Annotated in this window: 19 protein-coding genes; 4 read left to right on the top strand and 15 right to left on the bottom strand. The window is 46.1% G+C overall.

All coding sequences use genetic code 11. The features are described 5' to 3' along the window. Positions 1-215: 215 nt before the first annotated feature. Both VFC92_00890 and VFC92_00885 read right to left on the bottom strand, forming a co-directional pair. Positions 216-461, bottom strand: coding sequence for a hypothetical protein (locus tag VFC92_00890; GenBank protein ID HZK06731.1), 246 nt, complete (start codon positions 459-461; stop codon positions 216-218). 65 nt (positions 462-526) lie between these two features. Then, positions 527-979 carry a hypothetical protein gene (locus tag VFC92_00885; GenBank protein ID HZK06730.1) on the bottom strand — a complete coding sequence of 151 codons (453 nt, stop codon included), beginning with the start codon at positions 977-979 and terminating at the stop codon, positions 527-529. A gap of 135 nt (positions 980-1,114) precedes the next feature. On the opposite strand from VFC92_00885, the gene VFC92_00880 reads away from it, so the two are divergent. After that, positions 1,115-1,909 (top strand): hypothetical protein, encoded by a 795-nt coding sequence (locus tag VFC92_00880; GenBank protein ID HZK06729.1) that lies wholly within the window; start codon positions 1,115-1,117, stop codon positions 1,907-1,909. Between the two features lie 191 nt (positions 1,910-2,100). On the opposite strand, the gene VFC92_00875 is transcribed toward VFC92_00880, so the two are convergent. From VFC92_00875 to VFC92_00865, 3 genes are read right to left on the bottom strand one after another with little or no spacing between them, the layout of a single operon-like run. Continuing rightward, complete coding sequence (locus VFC92_00875; GenBank protein HZK06728.1) at positions 2,101-2,868, bottom strand: succinate dehydrogenase/fumarate reductase iron-sulfur subunit; 768 nt, start codon at positions 2,866-2,868, stop codon at positions 2,101-2,103. An 11-nt stretch (positions 2,869-2,879) separates the two neighbouring features. Further along, on the bottom strand, positions 2,880-4,823 hold the full coding sequence (locus VFC92_00870; protein ID HZK06727.1) for a fumarate reductase/succinate dehydrogenase flavoprotein subunit: 1,944 nt from the start codon (positions 4,821-4,823) through the stop codon (positions 2,880-2,882). Positions 4,824-4,836: 13 nt separating this feature from the next. Then, positions 4,837-5,541 carry a succinate dehydrogenase cytochrome b subunit gene (locus VFC92_00865; protein ID HZK06726.1) on the bottom strand — a complete coding sequence of 235 codons (705 nt, stop codon included), beginning with the start codon at positions 5,539-5,541 and terminating at the stop codon, positions 4,837-4,839. Positions 5,542-5,705: 164 nt separating this feature from the next. Between VFC92_00865 and VFC92_00860 the strand changes: the two genes are divergently transcribed. Both VFC92_00860 and VFC92_00855 read left to right on the top strand, forming a co-directional pair. Beyond that, positions 5,706-7,001, top strand: a complete 1,296-nt coding sequence (locus VFC92_00860; protein ID HZK06725.1) for an aminopeptidase P family protein — start codon at positions 5,706-5,708, stop codon at positions 6,999-7,001. Between the two features lie 6 nt (positions 7,002-7,007). Next, positions 7,008-7,823 (top strand): alpha/beta hydrolase, encoded by an 816-nt coding sequence (locus tag VFC92_00855; GenBank protein HZK06724.1) that lies wholly within the window; start codon positions 7,008-7,010, stop codon positions 7,821-7,823. A 56-nt stretch (positions 7,824-7,879) separates the two neighbouring features. On the opposite strand, the gene VFC92_00850 is transcribed toward VFC92_00855, so the two are convergent. From VFC92_00850 to rsgA, 10 genes are all read right to left on the bottom strand, one after another. After that, positions 7,880-8,395, bottom strand: coding sequence for an OmpH family outer membrane protein (locus tag VFC92_00850; protein HZK06723.1), 516 nt, complete (start codon positions 8,393-8,395; stop codon positions 7,880-7,882). Positions 8,396-8,531: 136 nt separating this feature from the next. Then, positions 8,532-9,086 (bottom strand): OmpH family outer membrane protein, encoded by a 555-nt coding sequence (locus tag VFC92_00845; protein HZK06722.1) that lies wholly within the window; start codon positions 9,084-9,086, stop codon positions 8,532-8,534. A gap of 84 nt (positions 9,087-9,170) precedes the next feature. Next, on the bottom strand, positions 9,171-11,840 hold the full coding sequence (locus VFC92_00840) for a POTRA domain-containing protein (protein ID HZK06721.1): 2,670 nt from the start codon (positions 11,838-11,840) through the stop codon (positions 9,171-9,173). Between the two features lie 4 nt (positions 11,841-11,844). Next, positions 11,845-12,603: an isoprenyl transferase gene (locus VFC92_00835; GenBank protein ID HZK06720.1), complete on the bottom strand. Its 759-nt coding sequence runs from the start codon at positions 12,601-12,603 to the stop codon at positions 11,845-11,847. 82 nt (positions 12,604-12,685) lie between these two features. Beyond that, the gene (locus VFC92_00830) at positions 12,686-13,522 is read right to left on the bottom strand and encodes a DUF6089 family protein (protein ID HZK06719.1); all 837 of its coding nucleotides are present in this window, start codon (positions 13,520-13,522) and stop codon (positions 12,686-12,688) included. A gap of 6 nt (positions 13,523-13,528) precedes the next feature. Next, positions 13,529-14,182: an immunoglobulin-like domain-containing protein gene (locus tag VFC92_00825; protein HZK06718.1), complete on the bottom strand. Its 654-nt coding sequence runs from the start codon at positions 14,180-14,182 to the stop codon at positions 13,529-13,531. 242 nt (positions 14,183-14,424) lie between these two features. Then, on the bottom strand, positions 14,425-15,303 hold the full coding sequence (locus VFC92_00820; GenBank protein HZK06717.1) for an NAD kinase: 879 nt from the start codon (positions 15,301-15,303) through the stop codon (positions 14,425-14,427). 197 nt (positions 15,304-15,500) lie between these two features. Then, positions 15,501-16,967, bottom strand: a complete 1,467-nt coding sequence (locus VFC92_00815; GenBank protein ID HZK06716.1) for a hypothetical protein — start codon at positions 16,965-16,967, stop codon at positions 15,501-15,503. A gap of 103 nt (positions 16,968-17,070) precedes the next feature. Continuing rightward, positions 17,071-17,736: a CBS domain-containing protein gene (locus tag VFC92_00810; GenBank protein ID HZK06715.1), complete on the bottom strand. Its 666-nt coding sequence runs from the start codon at positions 17,734-17,736 to the stop codon at positions 17,071-17,073. A 72-nt stretch (positions 17,737-17,808) separates the two neighbouring features. Continuing rightward, entirely contained in the window at positions 17,809-18,747 is a 939-nt protein-coding gene (gene rsgA / locus VFC92_00805) for a ribosome small subunit-dependent GTPase A (GenBank protein ID HZK06714.1), read from the bottom strand. A gap of 81 nt (positions 18,748-18,828) precedes the next feature. Between rsgA and VFC92_00800 the strand changes: the two genes are divergently transcribed. Next, entirely contained in the window at positions 18,829-19,497 is a 669-nt protein-coding gene (locus VFC92_00800; protein ID HZK06713.1) for a PrsW family glutamic-type intramembrane protease, read from the top strand. Positions 19,498-19,600 lie beyond the last annotated feature (103 nt).

Below are 19,600 nucleotides of genomic sequence, written 5' to 3'. Positions count from 1 at the left end.
CTGAATAAAAGCCCTTTGTAAAACAACATTTTAACGCCGGGCGCATTGCGATAGTATTTTTAAAAAAGTGAGGCTAAAAGTAGTAAAAATCAGAAGTTGGAAGGTGGAGGCCAAAAGTTGGAACTCAGAAGTTAGAAAATGACAGCGGGACAATAACCATCTGGTCGGTTGGTAAAAATTTTCCTGTTGCAATCACGAAACAGTATTACCCGATGCTATATCTCTTTGCGCCAGCTGTAAAGTTCCTGCTGCATGGCTGCTATGTTGGCTTCGATAGAAATCTCGACCACTTCGCCCCGGCCATCCCAGGCCAGTCCCTGCCGGTCGTATTCGGTTTGCAGCATCGCCTCCAGACTGTCGATGGTGAACTTCTTATCTCTGTGGCGCAGATTCTGAATGTATTTCAACGTGGTTTCAAATGCTTTTCGGTAAGCTATTTCTCTCCATTCGGCAATTTCCATTTGTATTTTTATTAATGATGTTGGTTCTTTAAAAAAGAAATCAACGAAAGTTTTATGGTTTTGATTTATCGTTTCCCTTTTAGTTTTTTAAAGAAAGATTTATACTGCCACTTTCGTGGATAAAAAGCCAGAAATAGCATCGGCCAGGCCAACAGATCCATCAGCTTGTTTCGGGTGCTAAAGCTTATGTCATCAATGATAGCCGTTTTATTGTTGTCAATTTTTATAACGCCATGCTGATGCCTCCATGTGCGCAGGCCAAAAGGCAGCCGGATTCCTTCATCGATAAAATGTTGCGCTGTGGGAGTTTGCTCTGATTCGGTGATTTGGCTAATCCAAAGAGACCGCCACGGCAGATGAAATTGAATATGCACTTCATCGCCGGGCGCAGAGCCATCGTAACGTGCAAGTGAAGCTACAAATGACGGCGGCAAAAGCGCTTCAAATAATTCCCTGTCGAAATTTTCACGCACCAGCTCAAAAGGCGCGGCTACCTTCGACTTAATTAATAGCTGCATTTTTTCATAATTTTGCAAGAAACCGGGCACGCCGGCGTTTGTTCAAAAACATTTTTTTACAAAAAAACCGTTGACACCGGACATCCAAGACTGCTTCTGTACGTTCACTAAAAAACAAAAATAAAAACAAGCAACATGCGCATTAAAACCTACCAAATCCTGAACATCGTCGGCCTGATTGCAGTAATCGTGGTAAATTATCTGGCCAACGCACTTCCAATTGCAGGCCGCACCACCGGCGCACTCTCCGACAGTTTCCCCAGTCTTTTCACCCCTGCAGGCATCACTTTTTCTATCTGGGGCGTCATTTATCTGTTGCTGATCATTTTTGTCATCTACCAGGCCAAAGGACTATTTAAAGAGAGCAACATCCCGCAAAACCGTTATCTCTACCGCATCGACATTTGGTTTTTCGTTACTTCGGTGCTCAACGTATCCTGGATTTTTGCCTGGCACCATCAGGTGGTTTGGCTTTCGATGGTGCTGATGCTGCTGTTTTTGTTTTCGCTCATTCTTATCTACACCCGTCTGGGCATTGGAAATCGCGTGGTAAGTCGCAGCGAAATGTATTTGGTACACATGCCTTTTAGTGTTTATCTTGGATGGATCAGCGTGGCCACCATCGCCAATGCTTCCACCCTGCTACTGCGCTACAAATGGAATGGCTGGGGGCTGGCACCCGAAACATGGACTGTGGTAATGATAGCCATTGTTATATTGCTTACGCTGATAGTTTTGTTTGCGCGCAAAGATATTTTCTTCAGTCTTGTCATCATCTGGGCTTTCGCCGGAATCATCTACAAGCGCACCGAACTGGCCGAAGTATATTACGGTTCCATCGCCTGGATGGCAGGCATTGGAATGCTCATAATTTTGGTAGTAGCTATTTTTCAAGCGGTGAAGAAGTTCAACCGCAAGCTGGTGGTGTAATCAATGAACTCGTAATTTTTGCCGTCAGAGGCAGTTGTAAAGTAATTCTTTACAACTGAATTTTCATGTAATCCGATTTCATGTTAGCTATGGCTAAAAAAATTATAGCTATGAAAAAGATGTTCTTTATCATAGCTATAATAAATTTATAAAAGCATCGACGATTATTGAAGATGCTGATGTAAAGCTAGTTAATAATTCTCCAGATTCATCTTTTGTGCGCCGAGCTTGGAGCCGATAAATTCGCGGTTCATGCGGGCAATATTCGCCAGAGTGATTTCTTTAGGACATTCGGCTTCACAGGCACCTGTGTTGGTGCAATTGCCAAAACCTTCGTAGTCCATTTGTTTCACCATTTTCTGCACGCGACGTTTGGCTTCAATTTGTCCTTGTGGCAGCAGCGCCAGTTGTGAAATTTTTGCGGAGACAAAAAGTACGGCTGAAGCATTTTTGCAAGCCGCCACACAGGCACCACAGCCTATGCAGGCAGCAGCATCCATGGACGCCTCAGCTTTGGGCTGATTCACCGGAATATCGTTGGCATCAGGAATACCGCCGGTACTCACCGACACGTATCCGCCGGCCTGTATCACCCGGTCGAAAGCCGAACGATCGACAATCAAATCGCTGATTACGGGAAATGCCTTGGAGCGCCATGGCTCAATGATCACCGTTTGTCCATCTTTAAACTTGCGCATGTGCACCTGGCAAATGGTGATAGCTGAATCCGGGCCATGAGGCCTGCCGTTGACGTACAAACTGCACGCACCGCAAATGCCTTCGCGGCAATCGCTGTCGAAATTCACGGGCATCTCACCCTTCATCACTAGATCCTCGTTGAGTACGTCGAGCATCTCGAGGAAGGAAGCGTCGGGTGAAACATCTTTTACTTCGTAGGTCTTAAAAGCCCCTTTGGATTTCGAATCTTTCTGTCGCCAGATTTTCAAAGTAAGATCCATAGCTGTGCGTTTTATTCTTTATAATTTCTTGTTTTTACTTCAATAAACTCATAGTTGAGCGGTTCGATGTTCTTTTCGGGAATGGTGTCGGCACCTTTCCATTCCCAGGCAAACACGTTGGTAAAGTTATCATCGTCGCGCAGAGCTTCACCTTCGGGTGTTTGATAATCTTCGCGGAAATGTCCGCCGCACGACTCGTTGCGTTCCAGGGCGTCGCGCGCCATCAGTTCGCCCATTTCCAGGTAATCTACAAGGCGCCATGCTTTTTCAAGCTCGGCATTTTTGCCGCTGAGTTCGCCTGGAACCTTTACATCTTTCCAAAATTCGTCGCGCAATTTGCGTATCAATTCGATAGCTTTTTGCAGCCCCTCTTTGTTGCGACTCATCCCTACCTTCTCCCACATGATGCGACCCAGCTTGCGGTGGAACGTGTCGACGGTTTGGTTACCCTTGATAGCAAGGAGTTTCTGCAACTGCTCTTTTACATCTTTTTCAGCAGCAGCGAAAGCAGGCTGGTCAGTACTGATAAACGGAACGTTGATCTGATCAGCCAGATAATTTTGGATGGTGAAGGGAAGCACGAAATATCCATCCGATAAACCCTGCATCAATGCCGACGCGCCCAGTCTGTTAGCGCCATGATCGGAGAAGTTGGCTTCGCCGGCAGCAAAAAGTCCCGGGATAGTGGTTTGTAGTTCGTAATCCACCCATAGGCCGCCCATGGTATAGTGTACCGCGGGAAAAATCATCATGGGAGTTTCGTAGGGATTTTCGTCTACAATTTTTTCATACATCTGGAAAAGGTTGCCGTAACGTGCTTTTATCTTGTCGATGCCCAGGCGTTGTATGGCATCTTCAAAATCGAGATAAACAGCCAGGCCAGTGTTACCAACGCCATAGCCAGCATCGCAGCGCTCTTTGGCAGCACGCGAAGCCACATCACGCGGCACCAGGTTGCCAAAAGCCGGATAGCGACGCTCGAGGTAATAATCACGGTCTTCTTCCTTTATTTCGGTGGGCTTTAGTGTGCCCTGTTGAATCTTTTGAGCGTCTTCCTTTTTCTTAGGAACCCAGATACGCCCGTCGTTGCGGAGGCTTTCGCTCATCAACGTAAGCTTGCTTTGGTATTCGCCATGCACTGGGATGCAGGTAGGATGAATTTGTGTAAACGAAGGATTGGCAAACACAGCGCCGCGTTTGTAAGAACGCCAGGCAGCACTGCCATTTGAGTTCATGGCGTTGGTTGAAAGGAAAAAAACATTGCCATAGCCGCCCGTTGCCAGCACCACTGCATGAGCTGCGTGGCGCTCGAGCTCTCCGGTTACAAGGTTGCGGGTGATGATGCCGCGGGCGCGTCCGTCGACGATTACCAGGTCGAGCATTTCCTGCCGGGTGTACATCTTCACAGAACCATTATGAATCTCTTTGCTAAGCGCACCATAGGCGCCCAAAAGCAGTTGTTGTCCGGTTTGTCCGCGGGCATAAAAAGTACGCGACACCAGCGCGCCGCCAAACGAGCGATTGTCGAGTAAGCCACTGTATTCGCGGGCAAAAGGAACGCCCTGTGCCACGCATTGATCGATGATAGCGTTGCTCACTTCGGCCAGGCGGTAAACGTTGGACTCACGTGCGCGGTAGTCGCCGCCTTTGATGGTATCGTAAAACAGACGGTAAACACTGTCGCCGTCGTTGGGATAGTTTTTGGCAGCATTGATACCGCCCTGAGCTGCGATGCTATGTGCCCGGCGAGGGCTGTCGAGGAGGGTGAAAATCTTGACTTTGAACCCCAGCTCACCAAAACTTGCTGCTGCTGCTGCTCCTGCCAGGCCGGTACCCACCACTATGATTTCGAGCTTGCGCTTGTTGGCCGGATTTACCAGCTTTTGCGAATCTTTGTAGCTCGTCCACTTCTGTGTTAAAGGACCTTCGGGGGATTTCGATTCTAATTTTACCATAGCTATCTGATAATTATACTTGAATACTGTTACTAAAATAAATAACCAAGGGGATCACCGTAAAGCCGATGCCTAAGACGATGGCAATAACACGGCTCAACCCTTTGAGAAATGGCATGTACTTGCTGTGATTGAGGCCAAGCGATTGAAACGCCGATTGGAAAGCATGGTCGAGGTGGAAAGCCAGCAGTACAAAAGCGACAATGTAGCCTATTACAAACCAACCGTTTGTAAACTTCATAATCACAAGTGCTCCCAGGTCGTGGTAGATTTTGCCATTATAGGTCACATTGGGAACATCATGAAGAATTTTGACTTTTACATAAAAATCCATCAGGTGTATCACCAGAAAGATGAGGATGATGATTCCTGTATGAATCATAAACTTGGAGAATGGCGAGGTGTGCGACCAGCCCTCAACTTTGTAACGTTTGGGACGTGCCATCCAGTTTTGAATTTGTATTATCAATCCAAGGATAATATGGATGATAAAGCCGCCAAAGAGAACCACTTCGAATGCCTTTATCAGGAAAAAGGTGCCCATAAAATGAGCTGCTAAGTTAAAGATTTCTCTGTCGGCGGTGGTGTCGGTGCCGGGAATCAGCAACGTGAGATTGATTCCCAGGTGCACGAACAGAAACGTGATAAGAAACAGTCCCACCAATGCCATGATGGCCTTTTTTGTGATGGAGGAGTACTGTAATGAATAACTGCTCATAGGATTATGTTTTTCGAATATTAAAGTTCTGATTTTTCAAAATTGACTAAAAAAACCTTCTTTTGCAAGTCACGACAAATTTAGTTTTAATATCATTCGTATTCAATCTAAATATCTAATCCGACATAATTTGTAACGTTTTTAAATAACTATCACCCAATAAAATGATTTCTGTTGCTGCATCCAAAATTTTCAAGAATCATCGTGAGCATTTTGTAAAACTGACCGAACCGCTCAGCATTGCGGTTTTTAGCTCGTCGGCACCCGCAGCATCTGTTGGGGAAGAGTGCCATCCGATGATCGCTGCTGCCGATTTTTATTATCTCACCGGAATACGCGCGCCACAATGTTTGCTAGTGTTGGCACCCGATCATCCTGAACCCCGGCGGCGGGAAGTGCTTTTTGTTTCGGAGCCTACGCAAAAGGAGATCGTGTGGGGCAGCGATAAAATCTCTCTTTCAGACGCTGCTACCATTTCAGGAATCGAGGAAATACATTCATTAAATGAAGCAGAAGGAATGCTTGCCGAATATTTTGCCTGGTGCCGGCAGGTGTATCTGAACGTTCCGGAGCATCAGCCTGCAGCAATTTTTGAAGGAGCGCTTCAGCGCACCACCGAGCTGCTGCTGATGCAACGTTATCCCGTGCATCACTATCTGCGTGCAGCGCCACTGATCACTAAGCTGCGAATGGTTAAAGATTCTGCCGAACAAAATTTCATTGCGCAAGCTATATCGCTTACAGCATCGGCTTTCGAAAGAGTGCTGCGTTTTGTTCGGCCAGGCGTAACAGAAAACCAGGTACAGGCCGAAATTGAACATCAATTTCGCTACAGCGGTGCCACCGGTAATGCTTTTGCTCCCATTGCAGCTGCCGGAAAAAATGCCTGTACGCTTCACTATTCGCGCAACAGCGCAAAATGCGATGATGGCAGTCTGCTGCTGCTCGATTTTGGTGCGCAGATAAATGGCTATGCCGCCGATATTTCTCGAACTATTCCGATAAACGGAAAATTTACCGCCCGCCAGCGGCAGCTTTATGAGCTGGTGCTAAATGTACAAAGAGAAACCATCAGCCGCATGACGGTGGGAACGACCCTGCAGGAACTCAATAAATTTACCGGAAAGCTGATGGAAAAAGCATTGATAAAAGCCGGTTTGCTTGATGCTGCTGAGGTAGAAAAGCAAGACGATAAAAAGCCGCTTTACAAAAAATATTACATGCACAGCGTGGCGCATCACCTGGGGATTGAAGTGCACGACGCTGCTCATAAATATGAACCTTTGGCCGAAGGCATGGTTTTAACATGCGAACCGGGAATTTATATTCCTGAGGAATCCACTGGCATTCGCATCGAAGATGACATACTTATTACCAACGATGGGCCGGTGATTCTTTCATCTGATATTCCCGTAAACCCTGACGACATCGAAAAATTGATGAAAAACATTGAAATATAAAATGACATGAATCAAACCATTATTCATAACAACAAAAAGATTCATTTTACTGATCAGGGGCAAGGCGACGCAATCGTTTTGCTGCATGGTTTTTTGGGCTCGCTACAAATCTGGAATGATTTTTCACGCGAACTCTCAACTCATTTCAGAGTAATTGCCATCGACCTGCCGGGGTACGGAAGTTCCGATGTCATTGAAGATGCGAGTATGGAAGCCTTTGCTGCAACTGTAAAAGCTGTTTTGGATTCTCTGCAAATAAAGACTTGCCTGATGGCAGGACATTCGATGGGTGGGTATGTATCACTGGAATTTGCCCGACAAAATCCGGAAATGCTCCGAGGGCTATGTCTTTTTCATTCGCATGCCTCGGCTGATACTGAGGAAGCCAAAGAAAACCGGCGACGAACTATTAATATTGTTCGGCTCAACCATGATGGTTTTGTCCGGCAGTTTATTCCCGAATTATTTGCAGAAACTAATCTCATGCGCCTGACGGCTACAATAAACCGGCTGCAGGAAATCGCTGCCGGGGTTTCGGTAGAGGGCATTGTTGCTTCGCTCGAAGCTATGCGTGGACGCTCCGGGGGTATCGAGCTGTTGCAAAATATAGAAGTGCCGGTACTTTTTATCTCCGGCAAAGAGGATCCGCGCATCCCTGTGCAAAAAATTATGTCGCAGGCACTACTTCCCCGTCACGCTGAAATGCTGATGCTTGCTGATGTGGGGCACATGGGTTTTGTGGAAGCACCTGAAAAAACGTTACCTGTGCTGCGTGACTTTGCTGCCCGCACTTTTGCTGTTGAAGTTACGGAGCAGAAATAAAAAAACCCTCTGGGTCGCAGAGGGCTTTTATTTTTTTATTCTGAAGAATCTTTCGATTAGTTGATTCCAAGTTTGGTTTTTACCATCGACATCACATCGCTGGAGGGTTGTGAGTAAAGCACCATTCCCTGGGTAGAATTCAGGATATAGGTGAAACCGTTTTCTTCGGCAACTTTCTCGATTGCTTTGCGGGCTTTATCAATCAGCGGCTTGAGAAGTTCGTTTTCGTAATTCTGAAGGTCTTGCTGTGCCTGTTGCTGAAAATCTACCAGTCGGTTATAAAGATCCTGCAATTCCTTTTCTTTGGTTTGCTTGATAATGTTCGACATGGTTGGTTCTTTGGCCTGAAAATCCATTTGTTTGTTTTCAAGCTCGGCCTGCATGGTAGTGAGCTGGTTGGAGAGACCTTTGGCGTAGGTCTCATAAGCGGTATTGATGGAGTCCTGCCCGGGCATCATCTGTATCAGTGATGAAAAGTCGATATGACCGAATTTTTGTGCTTTTTGTGCATTGGCGGCGATGGCAGTGGTCATGAACACCAAAACGAAGAATACTTTTGCTATTTTTTTCATTCTCAATTTATTAAATGATTTCTATTCAATTACTAAGTGGGCAAAATTATATTAATTAACATTACTTAAACAAATAAATTGTAACAGATGGCTATTTAAAACTTGTTTAAAAAGAACCTGGAATCAAAGCCTGGCATTACCTTCCTCTTACTCCCATAATACTTCCAATCTGGTCGAGTACCTCGTCGGAGATGTCGTATTTGCTATCCACAAACATAAGCACCGGGCCGCCTGATTTGTCGAAAACAAAAGCGTAGTTTTTCTTGGTGGCAATTGCCTCAATGGCGTTGAAGATTTTTTCCTGGATAGGCTTGATGAGTTCTTCGCGTTTTTTGAATAAGTCTCCTTCGGCGCCAAAGCGTTTGCGCTGCAGTTCTTTTACTTCACGCTCGGCAGCTACTATTTCTTCTTCACGCTTGCGCTTCAAGTCCTCGGGTAGTAGCACGGCATCGGCCTGGTAGGCTTTGTACATTTTGTCTACATCAGCGTATTGTTTCTCAATATCTTCCTGCCATTGCTTCGACAATTCTTCAATCTCATTTTGGGCATCCTGGTATTCAGGGATGTTTTGCAGGATGTATTCCGTATCAACATATCCTATCTTTTGAGCAGTTGCTGTGATCGACATCAACGCAAAAAGCACTCCTGTCAGCATCAGGGTTTTGGTAGCTACACTTAATTTATTTTTCATGATTTTAAACCTCCGTAGTTTTATTTTTAGAATTTACGGCGAACATTTACAAATTGTATTCCAAATTATTTTTATTTCACTTTATTAATCTATCGACTGGTTAATAGAGAAGTGGAACTGGCCTTTGTTGGCTCCGGGTATGCCGGGTACTTTGTCGAAGCCATAGCCCCAGTCGAGACCTAACACGCCAAACATGGGCAGAAACACGCGCATGCCAAATCCAGCCGAACGATAAACTTTAAACGGGTTGAAGTTGGCGAAATTGGCCCAGGAGTTACCAGCCTCCAAAAATCCCAATGCATAAATGGTTGCGTTTGGATTGAGCGACAGCGGATAACGCAGCTCAAAAGTGTATTTGGTGTAGATGCTTCCGCCCAGGTTCGAGTTGAGATAATAATTGGGTGTGATGGTTTCGTTGCCGTAGCCGCGCATGCCTATCAGCTCGCGTCCGTCCAGGTTGTTGTAGCCCGACAATCCGTCGCCACCCAGATAAAAGCGCTGGAAAGGTGTAACGCCAAGGTCATGGTTATAAGTTCCCAAAAAGCCAAATTGCGTACGTGTGCTCAGTACCAGGTTGCCAATGAGTTTTGAATAGAAATTGGCTTTGATCTTCCACTTGTGGTACTCGATCCACTTGTACTTTTCATTTTCCGAAAGGGTACTGTAATCTTTATTGCTGAAGGCCGAGTAAGGCGGAGTAACCTCCAGAGTCAACGACACTTCTGATCCGCTGCGTGGGAAAATGGGTGCATCTATCGAATTTCGCGCAAAGCCAATGCTGTAGTTGACGTTGTTGTATTTTCCATTGCCATCGCCCACCGGAAAAATAGTGGTGTAATTGCGCAGATTATACACCTGTAAGTTGATGGATTGAAAAAGGCTGAAATAGTCATCGGGCCATTGAAGGCGTTTTCCCAAACCGAACGAAACCCCGTCGATGGTAAAAGATGAGCGCAACGGGTCGTTTTTGCTTCGTCCGTTGGAATAGAGCGAGTGATAATAGGAAACGCTGAAGGAATTGGGTTTCTTCCCACCCAGCCACGGTTCCGTAAACGAAAGGTTGTAGCTGATGTATCCTCTGCCATAAGATTGCAGACGCAGGCTGAGTTTTTGGCCGTCGCCACTTGGAATCGGGCGCCAGGCATCTTTATTAAACATGTTGCGCAGGGAGAAGTTGTTGAAACTCAATCCCAAGGTTCCAATCACACGGCCATAGCCCCAGCCGCCCGAAAGTTCTATCTGGTCGGCAGAAGTTTCCTCTACCTGGTAGATGATGTCGACGGTGCCGTCGGTAGGATTGGGCTGGATGTCGGGCTGGATGGTTTCGGCATTGAAATAACGCAACTGCGCAAGTTCACGTGTGGTACGGATCACGTCGGTACGGCTGAAGAGCTGCCCGGGACGTGAGCGCAGCTCCCGGATGATCACCCGGTCGTTAGTTTTGGTATTGCCACGTACGAGTACTTTTTTAATACGCGCCTGCTTGCCTTCACGTACGCGAATCTCAAGATCGATGGTGTCGTTTTCTACATGCATCTCCACCGGAATAGCCTGGAAAAATAGATAGCCGTCGTCGAGATAAAGTGAACTCACGTCGATGCCGCCGGGGTTGAACGACAAGTTGGTATTGAGTGCCTCCTGGTCGTAAACGTCACCTTTTTTGATGCGCAGCACGGTGTTCAAAAATTCGTCGGTGTATTTGGTGTTGCCTATCCAGGTGATATTGCCAAAGTAGTAGCGTTCACCTTCCGAAACTTTAATGTCGATGTTGATACTTTTTTCGTCGTGGCGATACACCGAGTCGCTGATGATTTTGGCATCGCGAAAGCCTAAGGCATTGTACCGGTCGATGAGCGCCTGCTTGTCTTCTTCAAAATTACTTTCGATGTATTTGGACGGTTTAAAAATCCTGATCTTGATATTGTCGTTCACATAATTTTGAGCAATAGTAGGAATGCTGTCGAAGTTGAGATGCAAAGCAGCATTGGCCGCATTCCAAATGAGCAGCTCGATGTCGTCGAAAGGACGGAACACGCCTTTTTCTTTTGTATTTTTAAAAGTCTTCAGCGCCTGTTGGGTGGTAAGATGATGGTTGCCGATGAAATTGATATCGTAGATGCGGATGCGGTCGTTTTTATCAATGTCGAAGGTAAGGATCATGCTGTTGGGCTTGGTGGTGTCGGGGGTTTGAATGATGTTCACCTCGGCATCCAGAAATCCTTTTTTAGTATAATAACTAACGATGCGGTTTTTGGCTGTATTAATAAGGTTGTCGGTAACCACGTCGCCACGCACAATTTGTATCTCGTCGCGTATGTTGTCGGCTTCGGCTTTCTTTATTCCCTCAAACGAAAACTTGGAAAGGCGTGGGCGTTCACGAAGGTCAATATTCAGAAAAACAATATTATCATTTACACCTGTCACCGAAATATTGATGTACTCGAAAAGCCCTTGATCCCAGAGTTTTTTGATGGCATTTCGAAACTTGTCGCTGGGGATTTTTATTTTATCGCCTACTTTCAATCCCGAAATCATCACCAGCACATTTTGGTCGAGGTACTGGATGCCTGACACCGTTACGCCGCCAATTTCGTATTCTTTGGGTTGGGTATAATCCACCTTGAAATCGTCGGCGCCACCGATGGACACCTGCGCCATCAAACAATTGCCACTGAGCAGCCACAACATGGCGATAATGGTGATTGGTAATAATATGCTCCGGATGCTGATTGTCAGGTTTGCCTTTTCTGTCATCTTCTTATTGTACTTTGGCCTGCTCATTAATTTGTTCGCTGGTGCATCCAAACCTTCTTTCACGGCATTGATAGTTAACAATAGCTTCGTAGAAATCTTCTTTTCGGAAATCGGGCCAGAGCTTAGGTGTGATGTATAATTCGGAATAGGCAAGCTGCCAGAGCAGGAAATTGCTGATGCGATACTCGCCGCTGGTACGGATGAGTAGCTCAGGATCGGGAACACCTTTGGTAAACAAATGATCGGAAATCAAGGCCTCGTTGATGTCGCTCAGTTGGATCTGATCGTTTTTGTATTTGGTGGCAATGGCTTTTATGGCCTCGGTAATTTCGGAATGTGAGCTGTAACTCAGTGCCAGGATCAGCGTCATGCGGGTATTGTTGCGCGTTTCTTCGATAGCTTGCTGCAGACGCTTTCTGATGCTTTCATTCAATGAATCAAGATCACCGATAGCCTGTAGGCGAATGTTGTTGTCGTTCAGGGTTTTTATCTCGATGTTGATAGTTCTGAACAGCAGTCCCATCAGCGCTTCCACCTCACGGCGGGGACGCTTCCAGTTTTCTGTCGAAAAAGCATACAACGTCAGATACTCTACTCCCAGCTCAGCGGCAGCTTCAGCAGTTTCTCGCACGGAAATCACCCCGTTCTCATGACCAAAAATCCGCAGTTTGCCTCTGCGCTTCGCCCATCGTCCGTTGCCATCCATAATGACGGCAATGTGACGAGGCAGTTTCGTCTGGTCTATTTGTTCTTTAAAACTCATCCGCTGTTATCAGTTCTGAATATTCAGTGCAACAATTTGTTAGCCCCCCATTTCAGCCTTTTTTTGGGTTGCAAAAGTATTATTATTTATTGATGTAGTCAAAGTCGACGCAGGTAGTTTTCTCACCCAGTCTGAAACGATAGGTGAGCGTAATGCCTGCAAAAGAGTACCAGTCGTTGGTTCCAGAGTTGCCCCGCTGCATGCCCGGCGTATGCTTTATTGCCGATGGATCGGAAAGGATCACCCGATCCCAGTCTGAGATATTATTAGGGTCCAGGCTGGTAAAATCTATGTAATAATTAGTACTCACATCATCCAGATAATCGGTAAAGGTTTTGCGCATGCCCCATTCTAATCCAAGGCCGAGGCGTTTATTAATGCTGTATTTAATACCAAAACCAAAAACCAGTGCGCCGCCATACAGGCTGTATTTGTTCTTGGTGCTATCTGCTATTTGTCCTTCGGTACCCAGATCGCGCAAAGCAAGCATTTCGCCCTGATAGGGGGCCTTGGGATTGAAGATAAAAAATGCCGGCCCTGCAAAAAGGTAGGGTGAGAAATAATAAAACTGGCTGCCGGTAAAGTATTCCAGAAAGTTAAGCTCTGCCGTGAGCGAAAGCTCTGTAATTGAGGATTTGAAGCGCAGATTGCGCAGCTCGTTGGTGCCGCTAATGGCATCGTCGCCCGCAATTTCGCCACGCATCAAATTGAACCGGGCTGACCAGCGGTCGTCAAACACAAAGCGTATCAACCCGCCATACGCCGGCTTGGTAAGCAAAAATTGTTGGTGTGGATTAAGGTCGCCCAAATAATAAGTGCCGCCACCCAACAGGCCGATATCCACAACCTGTGCCTGCGAGGCAGAAATGATAAACGCTGATGCAAATAGGAAAAAGATTTTTATGATGCTGTTCCGCATAGGTTTTTATCGGGGTCTTATGTAGCTTGTTTTACGTCGTTCTATAGAGTCCGGAACATACACATTGTAACTGATATTAAAACCGGTGTCGTCGCAGAATGTATAGCCGGAACCTGTGACCACCGTATCAGCTTTAGAGTAGTTCACCAGAAAATTGCCTGAGGAGTCGGGTGCAAATAGCACTTTAAAATGGCTGCCAAAATTATTGAAGTTGGCAATGCTGTATGTGCGGGGATTCGACATAAAGAGGGAGATATTGGAAGTGTAGCTGGTATCAACGTGAGGAATTCTGATGAGCGTGTCGACGACAGTAAAAGTTCCGGCATAGTGGTTGAAGTCAATGTGCTGTACGGTTACTTTGCGGCGAATGGTGGCCACATTGCTGTCGGCATCCACGGCGGTGTAGTCGAGGTAATAAACGCCGGCGCTGTCAGAATTCACGCTTCCCGTCACGGTAGCTTTCAAGCCAGAGGTTTGGTCGTCAATAACCACAGCGCCGGGGTCACTGTAACTGCAGCCCATGTCCAGCAGCAACGTTGCGGGATTATGACCATTGAGCAGGATGACCGGCGGGATTTTATCCTCTGCTATTTTTTGGCATCCGGCCAAGAGCAGCAAGCCGCCTAAAACAGTAAAAAAAAGCTTATTGATGTTCAACATTTTCTAAATATCCGAATTTCATTGATAAACTCATGATGAGGATTTTTATTATAAATCACAGCAGCAATGAAGGGACAGGGGGGGGAGTCTTCAGTCGGCAGCCCATAAATTGCTTTATGACCATATTGGTTCTGGCATGCAGCGCACTGCGCTATTTTTTTGATTAAAAACAAAAAACCTTATTCTATTTTTTAACCTCAGTTGAAAACAACACCTCATTAAATCCAACCTTATTAATTTTATTAATTCCGCTGATCTTTGCCCCAAAGGAGTTTTTCGCGCAGTGTGGTAAAAAAATCTTTGTTCGGCAGTTGTATCAGGTTTAGTCTGAAACCGGCACGTTTCACTACCAGCTCCTCGGTATTGCTGATGGTTTTGTAGCGCGAGTCGAGGCCGGCAAGATATTGTTTGTTGCGTCCGCTCACCTTCAGCGTGATGACGCTGCTGTCGGGCACCACAATAGGGCGTACCGTAAGGTTGTGGCTGGCGATGGGTGTAATTACAAAGTTTTCGGAATCGGGAGAAATAATAGGGCCATAGCAGCTTAGCGAATAGGCCGTGCTGCCGGTGGGTGTTGCTACCAGCAATCCGTCGGCCCAGTAGGTGTTTAGAAATTTATTATCAACAAAAACCTCAATCACTGCCAGCGAAGTGTTGTCGGTTTTGGTAAGCGAAAGCTCGTTGAGGGCATAATTCATCTCACCAAACAAACCTTCGGGGCGTTCAAGGGTGATGAGCGTTCGTTGCTCTAGTTGGTAATTGCCAGCGATCACCTCGTCGATGGCGGGTAGGATTTCGTCGCGCGAAATGCTCGACAAAAATCCGAGCCGGCCCAGGTTAATTCCCAGCACGGGTATGCCTGAATCGCGCACCAGCGAAATAATATCGAGCATGGTGCCGTCGCCGCCAATCGAAAACAACAGGTCGCACTTGTTGCGAAGCTCGCTATGTGTATTAAAAGGCTGCACCTCGCAGGCCAGTGTTACATTGTTGCGAATCTGATTAAGAAAAGGCTCGAACACCAGCAGGGTGCATTGCGCTCGTTTCAGTTTATCGATGAGCTGCTGCAGGTATTGAATCCCTTCGTCTGCAACGTTTTTACCAAACAATCCTATTTTCATATTTTGAGAATTTAAAAGCGATAGCTGATCAACCTCCGCCGAATAGCCTTTTTAAAACATTCATACAAACATCGTATTATTTTGGGTGGTGGTTTTCTATCCGACTGTTTTTGATGCGGAGAGGCTGGATTTGGTTCGTTAATCGTTAATCGTTCATCGTTAATGGTAACTCAAAACCCGCAACCCGCAACCCATCATTATAATGTATTGGCTACATGAAAAAAGAATCCCGGTTCACCCATGCGATTTACCGAAAACTCGAAGCGAAAAACCATATCGTAATAGGTCACCAAATCGAGCCCCACTCCTGTTCCCAAAAGCAGATTGTTCGACAGTTCGTTGTAATCTAGTTTTCGGTAATCGTCCACATAGCCGGCATCGATGTACCAATTCAAATAAAGAGCGTAATGGATAAGCCCGAATTTTTGTGATTTCAAAAAACCAATATTCTTCACCCTGGTGGGGACAAGATTGAATTTTAAAGTATTTTTGGAAAGCACAAAGCTTTGTCCGTCCACCACATAAAGTTCGTATCCACGCACAAAATTGCGTCCATAGCCCAACCCCTGCTGATAAAAGTAGGGTTGCTCGCGCGAGGTGGAAATCTTCCCCGTCCAGTCGGTGCCCAAATAAAACAGCTTCGAAAGCTTCCAATAGTGTCGGTAGGATCCCCAAACATCCATCATGGATATGTCGCCTTCGCGAAACACATTAAAGCCACTTTTACTTATGTTCGCTTGCAGAAAGTTGCCCTGAAGCGGATAGTTCTTCGAGTCGCGGTGGTCGATGGTATAGCGGTAGACCAGCGTCAGGTATTCGTTTTGTGTTTTTCCGTTGAACGAATATTCAGGATTGAGCTGCAGCACGGTGTCGGCAAAGTTGTAAGAGCTGTAGCCGAGCTGCAGCAAATGATGCTGGTAAAGCGATGGCCGGTGGGTGATGCCCAAAAAAGAATAAAACCTTGTGTAGAGATATTTCTTCGGGTCTTTCACATTGTCGAGTTTGTTGTTACGGGTTTGGTACGAAACCGCGTGGTTGCGGCTGAAGCCTATGCCTGCCGTAGCGCCAAAAGTTTGTTTTTGGTTGATAAAGGGCACATCGTAACTCAATTCATATTTCTCATCGTAGCCAAAGCGCAGCAGCAAATTGAGCCTTTCTTTGCGCCCACGCATATTTTCTTCTATTAATAAAAGACCATAAGAAATACGGTCGAAGTCTTTGGTTTGCCACCAGGTGTTAAAGTTGCGATCGGATAATTCAATGATTGGAAATGGCCACAGGTACCAGCGTTCTATCACGTCGATGCGAATTATCACTTGCGAATACTGCCCATAAGTGAGGATGCTGTCGTGGATGGTGACGAAATTGAATAAAGAGGTATTCAAAAGGTTTTCGCGTGTGCGCTCCAAATGATTTACCAGGTTATGCACTGCAATGGTGTCGTGGAGATCGAAAGTAAGCTCCCGCAAAATAATTTTGGACTTGGTAACTTTGTTGCCACTGATTTCGACGGTGTCAATGATGATGCGTAGTTCCGGATCGATGGTGTTGCTGACCACAAACACGCTGTCGCCGACGGTACGATCTGTCACCATAGTCGCGCGTTGACCCTGCACCAGATGGGCTGTTGCGAAAAGAAACAAAATTAGAAAAACAAGCCTCATTGGAATTTAGTAGTAACGGCTATTATCTGTTCATAAAGATGATGATCCGGAATAAAACTCAAAAGCATATTTTTTAATAAACGAAAAGCACCGCAACACAGGTCTATAATTTAAGATACATCATCAGCGAGTCGTAACGGTCGCGAAGTAAATCTTCGTCTTTTTCATTCATCCCGAAATAGGCTGGGATATTATATTCAAATCGGGTGAAAGTCTGCAACACAGACTCAATGTTAATGCGGTTGAGCTTAAGGGTAATTTGTAATGAGCCGTTGTTGGGCAGGTTGCTCACTCCCATGCTTAATATTTTGGCGTCGTTTGACTCGACAATGCGCGCTATTTCGCTAAGCGAAAAATCCGTTTCGTTCACCTGCAGCACGATGATGCCGCCCGGATTTCCCAGCGACATGGTTTCGGTTATTTCGCGCATGGCGGTTTCGGCAGTGAGCGCGCCCAGATAGGTGTTGTCCTGGCTGGTGACAGCAATGAGGCTGAGACGGTTTTGCGCCATAAGTCGGAGTGCATTGTAAAAATGATCGCTTTGCGAAATGGATACTGGCACTGTGGTCAGATTTATTTCACCCAGTGTCAGGTTTTCATCATCTTTATCCAGCAGACTTTCTTCGGAAATTATGCCTTCAAACGTTGATTGGTTTACCAGGGGCAGGTGGCTTACTTTGCAATCGAGCATCAGCGCCAGCGCATGCTGCACTGTGTCGGTGGGCGAAAGAGGGCTTATCAGATCGTCGATCAGTTCGATGGTGGTCATTTTTTAATTTTTTTCTGTAAAGGTATTTTTAAAAACGTTTCGCTTTCGCTAAAAGTAATTATTGTGCCGCTGCTACTCCCACTCCCACAGTTCCTTGTCCAGATAATCGTCGTTATAAATGCGCAGGTAGCTATCATAGCGTGATGCGGGGATTTTCCCTTCTTCCACAGCTTTCTTTACAGCACACTCAGGCTCGTGGATATGGGTGCAGTTGTTAAACCGGCAACCATGCATATAACGTCGCATCTCAGGAAAACGTTCAGCAATCTCGTGTTTTTGAAACTCCACCAGCCCAAACTCGCGTATGCCAGGCGTGTCGATGATGTAGCCGCCGATGGTCAAAGGATGCATCTCGGTGTAGGTGGTGGTGTGCCGGCCTTTTTCGTTGTAGCTTGAGATACGTCCGGTGGCCAGTTTCAGCCCCGGCTCTATTTGGTTGATCAGCGCCGACTTGCCCACTCCCGAAACGCCAGAGAATAGATTTATCTTTCCGGCAACAGCCGCCTTTAATTCTTCAACGTTTTCGCCTGTGAGCGCAGACACGCCAAAAGTGGGATAGCCGGCATCCTCATAAATAGCCGACCATTGCTCCAGCTTTTTCAAATCTGGAGGTTGATAAATATCTATTTTATTAAAAACCAATGCAGCGTCGATGTGATAGGCTTCGGCAGTTACCAGAAAACGGTCGATGAATCCTGCGGTGATGCGTGGCTCTCGTATGGTGACCACCAGTATGGCCAGGTCGATGTTGGCAGCAATGATGTGCGAGAGTTTCGAGAGCTTGGTCGATTTGCGTATGATGTGGTTGTTGCGCGGCATGATGTCGTTGATAATTCCCTCAGGCTGGCCGGGCACGCGCTCCAGTTTTACCCGATCGCCCACAGCCACCGGGTTGGTGGTCTTGATACCACGCAGCCGCAACCGTCCCTTGATGGTGCAATTAAGATTTTCGCCATCTGCCAGTTTTACCTGGTACCAGTTTCCGGTTGATTTTATTACTAATCCTTCCAAAATTTATTACTTTCGCTTTTGTAATTTTATAATTTTGCTCAAAATTAATTTTTTTAAGATTCACTCAACCTAACAATCATCATGGCGACCTATCTTATTCCTTTATTTATCGCACCCGCCCTCTTCCTTTTGCTATTGCTGATAGCACAAGCCGGAATGGAGAAAAAAACTCTGGGACTCTTTGCCGGTTCCTATTTTTTCGGGTTTGTGGCAGCACTGCCCATGATCATTGCTATTTATTTGGTAAACACCTACTGGCTGGTTCATGTGCAAAGCCTTCGGCGCATTTTGTTTTATGGCTTCATCCTAATTGGGCTTCTGAGTGAGCTTACCAAGTTTCTGATTGTGCGCTACAAATACATGCCTAACGAAAGGATTACCAAGCCCTTCGACGGTATTTTATTTTCGGTATTGGTGTCGATGGGTTTTGCTACCGTGGCCAACATTTATTTTTATTATCAATGGGATTATACCGACAACCTGCTCACAGTGCTTTACGCTGTGCCTTTTGCCAACCTGCTCACAGGTATTATCCTCGGGTTTTTTGTAGGGATGGGAAAATTCAGAACCGGCGGTTCTTTCGATTCGCTCACCGGCTTGCTGGCAGCCGTTTTTTTTAATGGCTTCTTCAGCTTCTGTCTCTTCTCGCAGGACTACCTACTGCTGGCATTGGTGGCCGCCGGCACGCTCATCATCTGCATCATGCTCAGTGTGCGCTCCATCAATACCGATGTGAAATCGATGATGTAAAGCAGAACCTAACAGTATCCTTTGCCTTTCTTTTACTTGTTAATGTTTCATAAATAAGGGCAACCCTGCTTTTCCTGAAAAATTAAACTGATGGGTTTTCCTA

The organism is Bacteroidales bacterium (assembly GCA_035647615.1).
In the GTDB taxonomy this organism is placed as follows: Bacteria; Bacteroidota; Bacteroidia; order Bacteroidales; family 4484-276; genus SABY01.
This window is presented reverse-complemented; position numbering and strand designations above follow the sequence as displayed.